Source organism: Klebsiella oxytoca NBRC 105695, from assembly GCF_001598695.1.
GTDB classification, from domain to species: Bacteria; Pseudomonadota; Gammaproteobacteria; order Enterobacterales; family Enterobacteriaceae; genus Klebsiella; species Klebsiella oxytoca.
This window is the reverse complement of the sequence record NZ_BCZK01000002.1, coordinates 243,485-258,077: the sequence shown is the minus strand read 5'-3', so window position 1 is coordinate 258,077 and position 14,593 is coordinate 243,485. Positions and strand designations below refer to the sequence as shown.

General features: G+C 55.6%; 14 protein-coding genes. 13 read left to right on the top strand and 1 reads right to left on the bottom strand.

What is annotated here, in order from left to right; genetic code table 11:
• The first annotated feature begins 216 nt into the window (after positions 1 to 216).
• The 8 genes from KO1_RS04835 to KO1_RS04800 all read left to right on the top strand — a co-directional run bounded on the left by KO1_RS04835 (position 217) and on the right by KO1_RS04800 (position 8,199).
• Positions 217 to 795 carry a lipoprotein gene (locus KO1_RS04835; RefSeq protein ID WP_004111021.1) on the top strand — a complete coding sequence of 193 codons (579 nt, stop codon included), beginning with the start codon at positions 217 to 219 and terminating at the stop codon, positions 793 to 795.
• A 45-nt stretch (positions 796 to 840) separates the two neighbouring features.
• Entirely contained in the window at positions 841 to 2,316 is a 1,476-nt protein-coding gene (gene ampG, locus KO1_RS04830; protein ID WP_004111020.1) for a muropeptide MFS transporter AmpG, read from the top strand.
• 480 nt (positions 2,317 to 2,796) lie between these two features.
• Positions 2,797 to 3,744 (top strand): cytochrome o ubiquinol oxidase subunit II, encoded by a 948-nt coding sequence (gene cyoA, locus KO1_RS04825; protein WP_004099529.1) that lies wholly within the window; start codon positions 2,797 to 2,799, stop codon positions 3,742 to 3,744.
• 19 nt (positions 3,745 to 3,763) lie between these two features.
• Positions 3,764 to 5,755 carry a cytochrome o ubiquinol oxidase subunit I gene (gene cyoB / locus KO1_RS04820; RefSeq protein ID WP_024273844.1) on the top strand — a complete coding sequence of 664 codons (1,992 nt, stop codon included), beginning with the start codon at positions 3,764 to 3,766 and terminating at the stop codon, positions 5,753 to 5,755.
• Positions 5,745 to 6,356: a cytochrome o ubiquinol oxidase subunit III gene (locus KO1_RS04815; RefSeq protein WP_004099525.1), complete on the top strand. Its 612-nt coding sequence runs from the start codon at positions 5,745 to 5,747 to the stop codon at positions 6,354 to 6,356. The genes cyoB and KO1_RS04815 overlap by 11 nt, the downstream gene beginning before the upstream one ends.
• Entirely contained in the window at positions 6,356 to 6,685 is a 330-nt protein-coding gene (locus KO1_RS04810) for a cytochrome o ubiquinol oxidase subunit IV (protein WP_004099523.1), read from the top strand. The genes KO1_RS04815 and KO1_RS04810 overlap by 1 nt, the downstream gene beginning before the upstream one ends.
• 11 nt (positions 6,686 to 6,696) lie before the next feature.
• The gene (gene cyoE, locus KO1_RS04805; protein WP_004099521.1) at positions 6,697 to 7,584 is read left to right on the top strand and encodes a heme o synthase; all 888 of its coding nucleotides are present in this window, start codon (positions 6,697 to 6,699) and stop codon (positions 7,582 to 7,584) included.
• Between the two features lie 282 nt (positions 7,585 to 7,866).
• Positions 7,867 to 8,199, top strand: coding sequence for a hypothetical protein (locus tag KO1_RS04800; protein WP_004099519.1), 333 nt, complete (start codon positions 7,867 to 7,869; stop codon positions 8,197 to 8,199).
• A 53-nt stretch (positions 8,200 to 8,252) separates the two neighbouring features.
• Here the strand turns inward: KO1_RS04800 and KO1_RS04795 are convergent, their stop codons facing one another.
• A complete protein-coding gene (locus KO1_RS04795) occupies positions 8,253 to 9,011 on the bottom strand; it encodes an IclR family transcriptional regulator domain-containing protein (protein WP_004099518.1) in 759 nt (252 codons plus the stop codon).
• Between the two features lie 153 nt (positions 9,012 to 9,164).
• Here KO1_RS04795 and KO1_RS04790 point away from each other — a divergent pair, with 153 nt between their 5' ends.
• From KO1_RS04790 to KO1_RS04770, 5 genes are all read left to right on the top strand, one after another.
• Positions 9,165 to 9,986 carry a shikimate dehydrogenase family protein gene (locus KO1_RS04790; protein ID WP_017146498.1) on the top strand — a complete coding sequence of 274 codons (822 nt, stop codon included), beginning with the start codon at positions 9,165 to 9,167 and terminating at the stop codon, positions 9,984 to 9,986.
• Positions 9,983 to 11,683 (top strand): FAD-dependent oxidoreductase, encoded by a 1,701-nt coding sequence (locus tag KO1_RS04785; protein ID WP_024273843.1) that lies wholly within the window; start codon positions 9,983 to 9,985, stop codon positions 11,681 to 11,683. The genes KO1_RS04790 and KO1_RS04785 overlap by 4 nt, the downstream gene beginning before the upstream one ends.
• Positions 11,673 to 11,993: an NIPSNAP family protein gene (locus KO1_RS04780; protein WP_004099512.1), complete on the top strand. Its 321-nt coding sequence runs from the start codon at positions 11,673 to 11,675 to the stop codon at positions 11,991 to 11,993. The genes KO1_RS04785 and KO1_RS04780 overlap by 11 nt, the downstream gene beginning before the upstream one ends.
• A 10-nt stretch (positions 11,994 to 12,003) precedes the next feature.
• Positions 12,004 to 13,707 (top strand): FAD-dependent oxidoreductase, encoded by a 1,704-nt coding sequence (locus KO1_RS04775; RefSeq protein ID WP_017146500.1) that lies wholly within the window; start codon positions 12,004 to 12,006, stop codon positions 13,705 to 13,707.
• Between the two features lie 64 nt (positions 13,708 to 13,771).
• On the top strand, positions 13,772 to 14,590 hold the full coding sequence (locus KO1_RS04770; protein WP_064406849.1) for a sugar phosphate isomerase/epimerase family protein: 819 nt from the start codon (positions 13,772 to 13,774) through the stop codon (positions 14,588 to 14,590).
• The last annotated feature ends 3 nt before the right edge of the window (positions 14,591 to 14,593 follow it).

The window sequence follows — 14,593 nt, the reverse complement described above, 5'->3', positions numbered from 1 at the left end:
AATTAGCATTCCTCTGATATTTTGCGGCAAAAGTATCAGGTTTACTGATTCTGTCTCGCTGAAGCCCCGTCCGGATGGCGATAACCGATATGGCAAGGCCAGAAAACGCACAAGACGATGAATTTACATGCGTTGCCACTTCCCCTTGCCGTTGGCGATGTTATGATGGCGGGAATTTTCCTCATTACCACTCCACCATGCGTTGAGACCCTGAACATGTTTAAGAAAATTCTCTTTCCTTTGGTCGCGCTGTTTATGCTGGCCGGATGCGCCACTCCGCCGACCACTATTGAGGTATCGCCGAAAATCACGCTGCCGCAGCAGGATCCGAGCCTGATGGGCGTGACCGTCAGCATTAACGGCGCCGATCAGCGTCCGGATCAGGCGCTGGCGAAAGTCACCCGTGATAATCAGCAGGTTACGCTAACCGCCTCCCGCGATCTGCGTTTCTTGCTGCAGGAAGTGCTTGAGAAGCAGATGACCTCGCGTGGCTACATGATTGGTCCAAACGGCGCGGTTGACCTGCAAATCATCGTCAACAAACTGTACGCCGACGTTTCTCAAGGCAACGTACGCTACAACATTGCGACCAAAGCGGATATTGCGATTATCGCGACCGCCGCCAACGGCAATAAGATGACGAAAAACTACCGTGCCAGCTACTCTGTTGAAGGCGCCTTCCAGGCCTCGAACAAAAATATCGCCGATGCGGTAAACAGCGTCATGACCGATACCATCGCCGACATGGCGCAGGACACCAGCATTCACGATTTCATCAAGCAAAACGCGCGTTAATTTGAGTTGCAGACCCGGCCTCGCGTCGGGTCTGCACGATATGCTATGTCCAATCATTATTTACGCATTTTCACGCAGCCAAAATCAGCTATCCTGCTGATTCTCGGTTTCGCCTCTGGATTACCGCTAGCCCTGACCTCCGGCACGCTACAGGCGTGGATGACCGTTGAAAACATCGATCTCAAAACCATCGGTTTTTTCTCGCTCGTCGGGCAGGCCTACGTCTTTAAATTCCTCTGGTCGCCGGTAATGGACCGCTATACGCCGCCGTTTCTTGGTCGTCGACGCGGCTGGCTGCTGGCGACCCAGATCCTGCTACTTATTGCCATTGCGGCGATGGGATTCCTTGAACCTTCCACGCAACTACGCTGGATGGCGGCGCTGGCGGTCGTTATCGCCTTTTGCTCCGCCTCGCAGGATATCGTGTTTGACGCGTGGAAGACCGACGTGCTGGCCGCTGAAGAGCGAGGCACCGGGGCGGCAATCAGCGTGCTGGGCTATCGTCTGGGGATGCTGGTTTCCGGCGGGCTGGCGCTATGGCTGGCCGATCGCTGGCTGGGATGGCAGGGAATGTACTGGCTGATGGCCGCACTGCTAATCCCCTGCATTATTGCTACTCTGCTGGCCCCGGAACCCAGCGACGTCATTCCGGTGCCGAAGACGCTGGAGCAGGCCGTCGCCGCACCGCTGCGCGACTTCTTCGGCCGCAATAATGCCTGGCTTATTCTCTTGCTTATCGTCCTTTATAAGCTTGGCGACGCGTTTGCCATGAGTCTGACCACCACCTTCCTGATTCGCGGCGTCGGTTTTGATGCGGGCGAAGTGGGCATGGTCAATAAAACGCTCGGCCTGTTCGCCACGATTGTCGGTGCGCTTTATGGCGGCGTGCTTATGCAGCGCCTGACGCTTTTCCGCGCGCTGCTGATTTTCGGCCTGCTGCAGGGGGTATCCAACGCCGGGTATTGGCTGCTCTCAATTACCGATAAACACCTTTTCTCCATGGCGACGGCGGTGTTTTTCGAAAACCTGTGCGGCGGAATGGGCACGGCGGCATTCGTTGCGCTGCTGATGACGCTGTGCAATAAGTCATTTTCAGCCACCCAGTTCGCTTTGCTCTCAGCGCTCTCCGCCGTTGGGCGCGTATATGTGGGGCCTATCGCCGGCTGGTTTGTCGAAGCTCACGGATGGCCTGCTTTCTATCTCTTTTCCGTTGTTGCTGCGGTTCCGGGGATTTTGCTGCTGTTAATTTGTCGTCGTACGCTTGAACATACTCAACGTTCGGAGAGCTTTATGCCGCGCACGCTTTTTCCTCAGGCCTACGGGCTGGCATTAGTTATTCTGGCGATTGGCTGCCTGATACTGGCGATATGGCTACTGCTGCTGGTCCTCAACGCGCTGGATTACACCACCTTTTCCTTCCTCGCGGGCCTGCTTGAGGTTGCCGTTCTTACCGCCGTTGCGGGTATTTTGCTCGGCGCGTTCCTTGACTACCTCGCATTGCGCAAAACCGAGTTGATTTAAATCAGCGCAAGAACGTAAATGGACGTTGTAATTACTAAACGTAATTATAACGTCTTATTAACGATTTTATATTCAATGTACCTGATTTGTTGTTTTGTGCGTTTTAGATTTCTGGAAATTATTGACAATTTTTATGCGAATCTATAAATAATTTAACCGATTCAGCTCAGCTGGTTTTATTTTCGGCTTTTATGATGTCTTTAATTTGATAATTAATTGTTAATTATTTGTGTTGTTTTGCAGGTGGTTATGCTCATTCTCTTATAAACCCTTTCGTTCTTATCCCTTTCGTTATCAATCCCGCGTAAATCAAGGTTTGCAAGCTATAATGTCACACTCCGTAACATATGTGACAAGGCAAGCAGAAGCCGCTAACATAGAACAGACACAGCTCCAACTATGTTTACAGTAATGCAACCTTCCCGTAAAATGCCCGTACACTTTAAGCGCCACCAGATTCCGTGGAATTGAGGTCGTTCAATGAGACTTAGGAAATACAATAAAAGTTTGGGATGGATGTCATTAATCGCAGGCACTGTATTACTCAGTGGTTGTGATTCTGCACTCCTCGACCCAAAAGGACAGATTGGACTGGAGCAACGCTCTCTGATTCTGACGGCCTTTGGCCTGATGATGATCGTCGTTATTCCAGCCGTCTTGATGGCAGTAGGATTTGCCTGGAAGTATCGTGCGAGCAATAAAGATGCGAAGTATAGCCCGAACTGGTCACACTCCAACAAAGTTGAAGCTGTGGTCTGGACGGTTCCTATTCTGATCATCCTGTTCCTGGCCGTTCTGACCTGGAAAACAACTCACGCATTAGAGCCGAGCAAACCGCTTGCTCACGATGAAAAACCTATCACCATCGAAGTCGTTTCGATGGACTGGAAATGGTTCTTCATCTATCCGGAACAAGGCATTGCTACCGTCAACGAAATCGCCTTCCCGGCGAACGTACCGGTACACTTCAAAGTGACCTCCAACTCCGTGATGAACTCGTTCTTTATCCCACGTTTAGGTAGCCAGATTTACGCAATGGCCGGGATGCAGACTCAGCTGCACCTCATCGCGAACGAACCTGGTACTTACGACGGTATCTCCGCCAGCTATAGCGGCCCGGGCTTCTCAGGAATGAAGTTCAAAGCTATCGCCACGCCGGATCGTGCAACCTTCGATCAGTGGGTAGCGAAAGCCAAACAGTCTGCGAACGCTATGGACTCCATGGAAACGTTCGACAAACTGGCTGCGCCTAGCGAATACAACAAAGTGGAATACTTCTCTAACGTGAAACCTGATTTGTTTAAAGATGTGGTGAACAAATTTATGTCTCACGGTAAGAGCATGGATATGACCCAACCCGAGGGCGAGCATGCAGCGCACGAAGGAATGGAAGGCATGGACATGAGCCACGCGGAAACCGCTCACTAAGGGGCCGAGGAAGAAAACGATGTTCGGAAAACTTACACTGGATGCAGTGCCCTACCATGAACCCATTATTGTGGTTACGGTGGCTGCAATTATCATTGGGGGGCTGGCGCTTCTGGCTGCCATCACTTACTTCGGTAAGTGGTCCTACCTTTGGAACGAGTGGCTGACTTCGGTTGACCACAAACGTCTCGGTATCATGTACGTTATCGTAGCAATCGTCATGTTGCTGCGTGGCTTTGCTGACGCCGTTATGATGCGTAGCCAGCAGGTGCTGGCCTCAGCCGGGGAAGCAGGCTTCCTGCCGCCTCATCACTACGATCAGATCTTTACCGCCCACGGCGTTATCATGATCTTCTTCGTAGCGATGCCGTTTGTTATCGGTCTGATGAACCTGGTGGTTCCGCTTCAGCTCGGTGCGCGCGACGTTGCCTTCCCATTCCTTAACAACCTGAGCTTCTGGTTCACCGTTGTGGGCGTGATTCTGGTTAACCTTTCTCTGGGCGTCGGTGAATTCGCGCAGACCGGTTGGCTGGCCTATCCGCCGCTATCGGGAATCGAGTACAGTCCAGGCGTCGGGGTCGATTACTGGATCTGGGCTCTCCAGCTATCCGGTATTGGTACAACGTTAACCGGTATTAACTTCTTTGTTACGATTATCAAGATGCGTGCCCCTGGCATGACCATGTTCAAGATGCCGGTATTTAGCTGGGCATCTCTGTGCGCCAACATCCTGATTATCGCCTCTTTCCCAATTCTGACCGTCACCGTCGCGCTGCTGACCCTGGACCGCTACCTGGGCACCCATTTCTTTACCAACGATATGGGTGGCAACATGATGATGTACATCAACCTGATTTGGGCCTGGGGTCACCCGGAAGTGTACATTCTGGTTCTGCCAGTATTCGGGGTCTTCTCCGAAATCGCCGCAACCTTCTCGCGTAAGCGTCTGTTTGGCTACACCTCGCTGGTATGGGCAACAGTATGTATTACCGTTCTGTCGTTCATCGTTTGGCTGCACCACTTCTTTACTATGGGTGCGGGCGCGAACGTAAACGCCTTCTTCGGTATTACGACCATGATCATCGCTATCCCGACCGGGGTTAAGATCTTCAACTGGCTGTTCACCATGTACCAGGGCCGCATCGTCTTCAACTCAGCAATGCTGTGGACGATTGGCTTTATCGTGACCTTCTCCGTAGGCGGTATGACCGGCGTTCTGCTGGCGGTACCGGGCGCAGACTTCGTGCTGCACAACAGCCTGTTCCTGATCGCGCACTTCCATAACGTCATCATCGGTGGCGTGGTGTTCGGTTGCTTCGCAGGTCTGACCTACTGGTGGCCGAAAGCCTTTGGCTTCACGCTGAACGAAACCTGGGGCAAACGCGCTTTCTGGTTCTGGATCATCGGTTTCTTCGTGGCGTTTATGCCGCTGTACGTGCTGGGCTTCATGGGTATGACCCGTCGCCTGAGCCAGCAGATTGACCCGCAGTTCCATCCGATGCTGGTTGTTGCAGCCTGCGGTGCGGCGCTGATCGCCTGCGGTATCCTCTGCCAGCTGATTCAGTTCTACGTGTCTATCCGCGATCGCGAGCAGAACCGCGACCTCACCGGTGACCCATGGGGCGGCCGTACGCTGGAGTGGGCAACCTCTTCTCCTCCGCCGTTCTACAACTTCGCTATTGTTCCTGTCGTTCACGAGCGTGACGCGTTCTGGGAAATGAAAGAAAAAGGCGAAGCGTATAAGAAACCGGCTGGCTATGAAGAGATTCATATGCCGAAAAACAGCGGCGCGGGCATTGTCATTGCAGCTTTCGCAACGTTGTTTGGTTTCGCAATGATCTGGCATATCTGGTGGCTGGCGATTGTAAGCTTCGTCGGCATCCTGGCGACCTGGATCATTAAGAGCTTTGACGAGGACGTGGATTACTACGTGCCGGTTGCAGTAGTCGAAAAACTGGAAAATCAGCATTTCGATGAGATTAACAAAGCAGGGCTGAAAAATGGCAACTGATACTCTTGCGCATAACGCCCACGCGCACGAACACGGGCACCATGATACAGGACCGATGAAGGTATTCGGTTTCTGGATCTACCTGATGAGCGACTGCATTATCTTCGCCACTCTGTTCGCTACCTATGCCGTTCTGGTGAACGGCACGGCGGGCGGTCCGACCGGTAAAGATATTTTTGAACTGCCGTTCGTTCTGGTTGAAACCGCGCTGCTGCTGTTCAGCTCCATCACCTACGGCATGGCGGCTATCGCCATGTACAAAAACAACAAGAGCCAGGTCGTTTCCTGGCTCGCGCTGACCTTCCTCTTCGGGGCAGGATTCATCGCGATGGAGCTCTATGAATTCCATCATCTGATTGTTGAAGGTATGGGTCCGGATCGCAGCGGCTTCCTGTCAGCGTTCTTCGCGCTGGTCGGCACCCACGGTCTGCACGTGACTTCAGGTCTGATCTGGATGGCGGTGCTGATGGTTCAGGTTTCCCGTCGTGGGCTGACCAGCACTAACCGCACCCGTATTATGTGCCTGAGCCTGTTCTGGCACTTCCTGGACGTCGTGTGGATCTGCGTGTTCTCTGTTGTTTATCTGATGGGGGCGATGTAATGAGTCATTCTACCGATCATAGCGGCGCTTCTCACGGCAGCGTGAAGAGCTACATGACAGGATTTATTCTGTCGATCATTCTGACGGTTATCCCGTTTGCAATGGTGATGAGTGGCTCCGCATCGCATGCGGCAATTCTGGGAACCATCCTGGTTACTGCAGTTGTGCAGATTGTGGTACACCTCGTGTACTTCCTGCATATGAACAGTAAATCGGACGAAGGTTGGAACCTGACCGCATTTATCTTCACCGTAATCATCATTGCTATCGTAGTCGTTGGCTCCATCTGGATTATGTGGAACCTGAACTACAACATGATGATGCACTAAGAGCGGCGAGTATGTTTAAGCAATACCTGCAAGTAACGAAACCAGGCATCATTTTTGGCAACCTGATCTCCGTGATTGGCGGTTTCCTGCTGGCCTCCAAAGGCCACATCGACTATCCGCTATTTCTCTGGACGCTCCTCGGAGTATCCCTGGTGGTCGCCTCGGGTTGTGTTTTCAACAACTATATCGACCGTGATATCGATCGTAAGATGGAACGGACGAAAAACCGGGTGCTGGTCAAAGGGCTGATCTCGCCAGAAGCTTCGCTGGTATACGCCACCGTGCTGGGTATTGCTGGCTTCATGCTCCTGTGGTTTGGCGCTAATCCTCTGGCCTGCTGGCTGGGGGTGATGGGGTTCGTCGTTTATGTCGGCGTTTACAGCCTGTACATGAAGCGCCACTCCGTCTACGGCACGTTGATTGGTTCTCTCTCCGGCGCTGCGCCGCCGGTGATTGGCTACTGTGCGGTTACCGGTGATTTTGACAGCGGTGCCGCGATTCTGCTGGCGATTTTCAGCCTGTGGCAGATGCCCCACTCCTACGCTATCGCGATCTTCCGCTTTAAGGATTATCAGGCAGCAAATATTCCGGTTCTGCCGGTGGTGAAAGGCATTTCAGTCGCCAAAAATCATATTACCGTTTACATCATCGCCTTCACCGTGGCTACGCTGATGCTCTCTCTGGGCGGCTACGCCGGATATAAATATCTGGTTGTCGCTGCGGCCGTGAGCGTCTGGTGGCTCGGTATGGCGCTGCGCGGCTATAAAGTGGCGGATGATAAAGTCTGGGCGCGTAAGCTGTTCGTCTTTTCGATTGTCGCCATTACCGCGCTGTCGGTGATGATGTCCGTTGACTTTATGGTGCCGGATTCACATAGCCTGCTGGCAATGGCGAGATAACTCGCAGGTCAGCTATCGTTCTACAGCCTCCGTTCGTAAGATCGGGGGCTGTTTTTTTATCTACCCTTCCTTCTAATTCACATTATTTAAAGAAACTGGCTATTCGCTTCATTTTCTAACAGGTGAATGATGTACATCATATGTATTAGATTCATTAAAAATTGATAGAAAAATAAGCATATCCCTCAGCCTGGCATCTGGTTTCTCTCTTTCCCATGGTGTTAGCCTTTCGCTCGAGCAAGTAGCTCGCAATTTACAATATGTCCAATAAGGGAATAAAAAATGAAAGAATTAAATATTTGCGAAATGGAATGCGTTTCCGGTGGTTTCAACCTCGTCGATGCTGCCACGAGCTTTACCAATTTCGTGGTCAACTCGGGAGTTGGTTTCAGCTCTTTTGTCGCGACCTCCGGCGCAGCCTTCGCTAACTTCGTGATCGATAGCACGGTACAGTTTGGCAAATTCCTCAGCGGTCAAGTGGACTGGAACGCTTTTGTCTCCGCAGGTCTGGATAACTGGAATGGCTTCGTTAATACGGCCTCTAACAGCTGGTCAACCTTCGTTAACAACGCAGGTTCCGACTGGAACAGCTTTATCGACGTCGCGAAAGCGTAATTATGCGGGCAGGCTATCAGCCTGCCCATTTCTACTCCGCACTGCGACGCGGGTTAGCCCACCAGCATCGCCTGGGCGCTATAGAGTAAATCCAGATGATCGCGACACAGCGCCTCCAGCGAGGTTCTCGACTGATGGCTGGTTAAGCTCAGCGCCCCCCAGTAGAGCCCTTCCCTGTCGGACAGCGGCACCGCCAGCACCAGCATGCCAATTTCAAACTCCTGCTCAATCGCGGCATAGCCCTGCCGACGCACCTGAGCGATCTTTTCCATTAAAGCCGCTACGTCCGTTACCGTATAGGGCGTGCGCTGTTCGCGGCGGATCCGCTGCAAAACGGTTTCACATTCATCTTCCGCCAGCGAAGCCAGCCAGAGCCGCCCTCCGGCGGTACAGTAAATCGGCACCCTTTCTCCCAGACGCACTGAAGTCGAGTTAAACGGCGTATGCTTGCTGCGGGCAATATAAACCAGCTCATCGTCATCAATCACACCTACCGAAGCATGCTCTTCCGTTCGGCTGGCGATGTACTCCACGATCGGTCGCACCATCCGCGGAAACTGCGCCGAATCCACATACGCCTGCCCCAGCCTTAACGCTTTGGGCGTCAGCCAGTAGTGACGTCCGTCGGTCTGCAGATAGCGCTCATGCAGCAGCGTGAGGAAAAAACGGCGTGCGGCGCTAGGCGTCAGACCGCTCATTTTCGCCGCCTGCGGCACCGTGAGACGCGGAAACTCTTTCGAAAATAGCTGGATCAGCGCCAGCCCCTTTTGCAGGCCGACGATTAGATCGCGGGAATGAATCTGGTTTTGCATAGCTGTTCACACTTTCGCAACAATATGATCAGTTTAGCGCGATTATCGCAGTGGTGGTGCGATTAACAACCAGTATGGCCGAATTCTGCGTTGTCGCTCTCAGCTTCCGCTGAAATACTTTCACAACATTCATTTAACAAAATGAGGTTGGAAATGGTCAGTGGATTCACTCAGGTCGTCGCCGTTATCGGCCACCCGATTACCCAGGTTAAATCGCCGGAGAACTTCAACCGCTACTTTGCCGAACGACAGATGGATAGTGTCATGATCCCGGTGGATATCGCTCCGCATGCCGTTGCTGATTATCTCAATACGCTACGCGGCTGGCACAACATGAGCGGCGTGCTGGTTACCGTTCCGCATAAACAGCGTGCCGCTGCCCTGGTTGATGAGTTAACGCCGCGAGCCCGACACCTGAATGCCGTCAATGTCATCCGTAAGCTGGCCGATGGCCGTTTGCAAGGCGATATGCTGGATGGCGTCGGCTTCCAGCTTGCCGCAGAGGCGCATGGATTTAATGCCGCGGGTAAAAAGGCGCTGCTCTCCGGCTGCGGCGGCGTCGGCAGCGCAATTGCCTGGGGATTATGCGAAGCGGGCATCCTTCAGCTGGCCCTGCATGACCAGAATCCCGCTACCCTTCAGCAACTGCATAACCGACTGGCAGCCCATTTTCCCCACGTTCAGCTCAGCGACCTGCCCGCTACCCTTACTGGTCTGGATTTAGTGGTGAATGGCTCTCCGGCGGGAATGACCGGTTTCGCTTCTTTACCGCTGCCGCAGGCGCTGCTGGAAACCCTTCCCGCAGCAACGCATGTCGCTGACGTGGTAACCGCGCCGATCGTCACCCCGCTTCTGGCCTTCGCCCGCGATCGCGGCTGCACTATCCAGACCGGGCCGGAGATGGCGCTGGCGCAGATGAAACTCATGGGGCAGTTCATTGGCGCCATTCCGCAGGAACAAGGAGCGGCAGCATGAAAAGCTGGGATGTCATCGTTATCGGCAGCGGCGCAGCAGGCTTTGCCGCGGCGGTGACCGCCTGCTGTAAAGGACTGTCGGTGCTGATGCTGGAAAAAGCACCGCAGTTTGGCGGCACCTCCGCCATTTCCGGCGGCGCGGTATGGATCCACGATAGCGATCAGGCGCGAACAATGACTACAGACGATAGTCAGCAGGCAATCAAAACCTATCTGCGGACCATCATCGGCGAGCCCAACTATCGTCAGGATCTGATCGAAGCTTTTATCTCTTCGGGACGCGAGGCGCTGGCGTTTCTTGAAAAAGAGGGGGCGGTGAAATATAGCCTGCGTCCGCTTTCTCCGGATTATTACCCGGATGAACCCGGTGCCGTCGACGTCGGCCGGGCGCTGGAGGTGGTGGAGTTTGACGGGCGCAAGCTAGGCGAATATTTCCGCGATCTCCGTTCTCCTCCGCCGGGGATGCTGCTATTTGGCGGAATGATGGTTAATCGGGTCGATATCCAGCACTTTCTCGATCTGCGCCGCTCCCTGCGCTCTATCACCCACTGCGGCAAGCTGCTGCTGCGCTACGGCCGCGATCGGCTCAAATACCCTCGAGGAACACGGCTGGCGATGGGTAACGCGCTGATAGCGCGCATGGCGACGCTCGCCTTTCGCAAAGGAATGCAGCTCAGGCTCAACGTGAATGTGCTTTCGCTAAGCGAACGCAATGGCGAAATAACCGGCGTGGAAATCGAGAACGATGGGCAGCCACAGCTCCTCAAAGCCCGCTGCGGCGTGGTGCTGGCGGCGGGAGGTTTTGCCGCAGGCAAACTGGCTGAACGCTATCGCCCTGCTACTCGCGAGCACTACACCATGTCGCCCGCCGCCAACGACGGCGCCGCGCTGCGCCTTGCCGCCGCGGTCAATGCCCGCGAAGGCGCCGATCTGCCGTCTAACTTTTTCTGGGCGCCGGTCTCGGTTTTACGGCGTCCCGACGGCACGCAAGAGCGCTTCCCTCACCTGGTCACCGACCGCGCGAAACCCGGCGTCATTGCCGTTAACCAGCGAGCGGTTCGCTTCGTGAATGAATCAAATTCTTATCACCATTTCGCCAGCGCCATGCAAAGCCGGGCAGAAAACGCCCCCTGCTTCCTGATTTGTGATGCTCTGGCCATGAAGCGCTATGGCCTGGGCCTTGCGCGCCCTGCTCCGGTGAATAACGACGCGCTGGTGAAGGCGGGCTATCTGCACCAGGCCGAAACGCTGGCGGAACTGGCGCAACAGCTCGGGCTGGACCCGCAGACGTTGGCAGAAACGGTGGCACGCTATAACCGCGATGCCGCCCAGGGCCACGACCCGGAGTTCGCCAAAGGCGGCAACAGCTATAACCGCGCGATGGGCGATCCCGGCCATCGGCCAAACGCCTGTAACGCTCCGCTGACCAGCCCGCCGTTTTACGCCATTACCCTCTATACCGGCGATCTCGGCACCTCGCGCGGCCTGGTCACTACCGCCAATGCTCAGGTCATTAACCAGCAGGGGCGCCCCATTAAAGGGCTCTATGCCGTCGGTAACGATATGGATTCGATTATGGCAGGCACCTATCCCGGTCCAGGCATTACTCTCGGCCCGGCGCTCACCTTCGGCTATCTCTCAGCCAGCCATATGGCGCAACAACACGCACTCTCAACAGGAGAAAATTATGATCTATGAAAAACGTACCTACACCATTAATCCGCTGAAAATGGCCGACTGGCTGGCGTTATATAAAAGCGATGCTTACGCCGTACAAACCGAACATCTCGGCAAACTCATCGGCTTTTTCTTTACTGAAATTGGGGTGGTTAATCAAGTGGTGCATATCTGGGCCTATGAAAGCCTGGACGATCGCCTGGTGCGTCGGGCGCGCATGGCGCAGGACGAACGCTGGCTGACGTTTTCACGCAAGAACCGCGAACTGGCCGCCGTTGAGCGCCTGGAGTCGGTTCTTCTGCGCCCTACTGATTTTTCACCGCTGCAATAAGGAGTCGGTTATGAGCGGGCAGATGAACGTGGATGTTCTGGTGGTCGGCTCCGGCGCGGCGGGGCTCTCCGCCGCCGTCACTGCCGCCATTGGCGGCGCCAGCGTGCTGGTTGCGGAGAAAGAGTCGGTGATTGGCGGCACCAGCGCCTGGTCCGGCGGCTGGCTGTGGATCCCGCATAATCCGCTGGCGCGTGAAGAGGGGATTAAGGAAGAGCCCAACGCACCGCTGGTTTATTTGCAGCATGAAATGAACGGTGAACCGGCCGATGCGCGCCTGCTTGCCTACTTACGGCACGGACCGGAGATGATTGACTTTTTCCGCCGCCATACTGCCGTGCAGTTTCTTTCCGGCAGCAAAATGCCCGATTTTCATCATTCGCCGGGATCGGCCGCCGGAGGGCGCTCGGTCACGGCGCAGCCTTTCGATGGGCGGCTGCTCGGCGACTGGCTGCATCGCCTGCGCCCGCCTCTGGAGACTATCAGCCTCGCGGGGATGGGCATTGCCGGCGGCACGGATATGGCACACTTTTTCAACGCCACTCGCTCGCCGCGATCGGCGCTGTATGCCAGCCGTCGCCTGCTGCGCCACGGCTGGCAGCGACTGCGCGCCGGACGCGGACAGCATCTGGTTAACGGCAACGCTTTGGTTGCCCGGCTGCTGCGCTCGGCGCTGGATGCAGGAGTGACTTTTCAGCTTAATGCGCCGGTTGAACGGCTGCTCGCATCCGGAAACGGAGTAAAGGGCGCGATATTACGCAGCGACGACGGCCGGATAGAGGTTCGGGCCGGTGCGGTGATCCTCGCCTGCGGCGGCTTTCCTCACGACAGACAGCGCCTGGCCGAAAACGTGCCGCACGCCGCCAGCGGCTATGGCCACTTCTCCGCCGCGCCTCCGGGTAATCAGGGGGAGGGCATCCGCCTTGGCGAAACGGTCGGCGGCCAGTTTGATACCACGCTCAGGCATGCGATGGCCTGGGCGCCCGTTTCGCGCGTGACGCAGGCCAGCGGTCTGCAGCTGGTCTTCCCACATCTGGTTGAACGCGCCAAGCCCGGCTTTATTGCCGTACTGCCCAACGGTAAACGCTTTACCAATGAGGCTGATTCCTACCACGATTTTATCGCCGCGCTGCTGGAGGCCACGCCGCCTGGCGAAGCGCCACAGGCGTGGCTGATTGGCGATAGCCGTGCGCTTCGGCGCTATGGGTTAGGCCATGCCCGCCCTTTTCCTTTTGCCCCGGAGTCCTGGCGACGCACCGGCTATCTGTACGTCGGCGAGACGCTGGAAGCGCTGGCGAAAGCATGCGCTATCGATTCGCAGCAGCTGGCGGAAACGATCGCCCGTTTTAACGGTTTTGTAGACCAGGGAGAGGATAAGGATTATCAGCGCGGCGCGTCGGCATACAACCGCGCGCAGGGGGACGCCAGCCGTTCCCCTCACCCTACGCTTGGGAAACTCAGCCGCGCGCCTTTTTATGCGGTACGCATTCTGCCCGGTTCGCTGGGCTCCTTCAGCGGTTTAATTACCGATGAGAATGCGCGGGTTCTCAACGCGCAGCAGCAGCCGATTCAGGGCCTTTACGCCATCGGCAACGATATGTCGAGCGTGATGCGGGGATTCTATCCCAGCGGCGGTATCACGCTTGGTCCGGCCATGACCTTTGGCTACATGGTCGGTAAAAAACTGGCAGAAAACATTAATAAAGCAACGCAGTAAAGCATTTTACCAGGGACGGCAATACGCATAACAACAATCACCTGCAACTGTACTGGAGTCCTTTATGAACATGCGAACCCTGTCACTCGCCGCGCTTACCCTACTCGACGTCCCGCCACCGCAACAGGTGCGGATCGCGGCCCAAACCGGATTTACTCACGTCGGCCTGCGCCTGCTTCCCGCCACGGCGACCGACCCTGACTATGGCATGCTGGGCGATACTGCCGCTGTCCGCGATACCCTGGCAGCGCTGATAGAAACCGGTATTCGCGTCTCGGACGTTGAGATAGTCCGCCTGACGCCAGATTTTTCGCTGGACGCTCGTTTGCAGCTCTTTCTCCATACCGCCGCGCGTCTGGGCGCCAGACAGGTTTTAGTCGCCGGAAATGATGACAACCGCGCTCGCAGCGCGGAAAATCTGGCCCGGCTTGCCGAAGCTGGCCAGGAGTATGGTTTAACCATGAACCTGGAGCCCATGCCCTGGACACAGCTGCGCACCATCGCCAAAGCCCAGGCGCTTATCGCCGCCAGCGGCCGCCAGGATATCGGTATTTTGATCGACGCGATTCATTTCTGGCGCTCAGGCGAGTCGCTGTCTACGCTCGCCGCGCTGCCGAAAAACTGCCTCAACTATATGCAGCTTTGCGATGCCTCGCCGCAGATCCCAGCAGATGAACAGGAGCTGATTTACCAGGCCCGCGCCGCGCGTAAGGTGCCCGGCGAAGGCGGGCTCGATCTGCATGGACTGATGGCGGCGCTTCCGGCGACGCTGCCGGTTTCTATCGAGGTTCCGCTAAGCGGCGAACGCGGCGCGCTGCCGGCACTCACTCGCGCTCAGTTGCTGTTTAACGCCGCGCAGTCCTACCTGCGCCCTTGCGCATAAGGA

Excerpts from the sequence above, each read along its gene's own strand:
- KO1_RS04810 (WP_004099523.1), top strand. The coding sequence starts at position 6,356 with ATGAGTCATTCTACCGATCATAGCGGCGCTTCTCACGGCAGCGTGAAG.
- KO1_RS04790 (WP_017146498.1), top strand. The coding sequence starts at position 9,165 with ATGGTCAGTGGATTCACTCAGGTCGTCGCCGTTATCGGCCACCCGATT.
- KO1_RS04795 (WP_004099518.1), bottom strand. The coding sequence starts at position 9,011 with ATGCAAAACCAGATTCATTCCCGCGATCTAATCGTCGGCCTGCAAAAG.
- cyoA (WP_004099529.1), top strand. The coding sequence starts at position 2,797 with ATGAGACTTAGGAAATACAATAAAAGTTTGGGATGGATGTCATTAATC.
- ampG (WP_004111020.1), top strand. The coding sequence starts at position 841 with ATGTCCAATCATTATTTACGCATTTTCACGCAGCCAAAATCAGCTATC.
- cyoB (WP_024273844.1), top strand. The coding sequence starts at position 3,764 with ATGTTCGGAAAACTTACACTGGATGCAGTGCCCTACCATGAACCCATT.
- cyoE (WP_004099521.1), top strand. The coding sequence starts at position 6,697 with ATGTTTAAGCAATACCTGCAAGTAACGAAACCAGGCATCATTTTTGGC.
- KO1_RS04815 (WP_004099525.1), top strand. The coding sequence starts at position 5,745 with ATGGCAACTGATACTCTTGCGCATAACGCCCACGCGCACGAACACGGG.
- KO1_RS04775 (WP_017146500.1), top strand. The coding sequence starts at position 12,004 with ATGAGCGGGCAGATGAACGTGGATGTTCTGGTGGTCGGCTCCGGCGCG.
- KO1_RS04835 (WP_004111021.1), top strand. The coding sequence starts at position 217 with ATGTTTAAGAAAATTCTCTTTCCTTTGGTCGCGCTGTTTATGCTGGCC.
- KO1_RS04800 (WP_004099519.1), top strand. The coding sequence starts at position 7,867 with ATGAAAGAATTAAATATTTGCGAAATGGAATGCGTTTCCGGTGGTTTC.
- KO1_RS04785 (WP_024273843.1), top strand. The coding sequence starts at position 9,983 with ATGAAAAGCTGGGATGTCATCGTTATCGGCAGCGGCGCAGCAGGCTTT.
- KO1_RS04770 (WP_064406849.1), top strand. The coding sequence starts at position 13,772 with ATGAACATGCGAACCCTGTCACTCGCCGCGCTTACCCTACTCGACGTC.
- KO1_RS04780 (WP_004099512.1), top strand. The coding sequence starts at position 11,673 with ATGATCTATGAAAAACGTACCTACACCATTAATCCGCTGAAAATGGCC.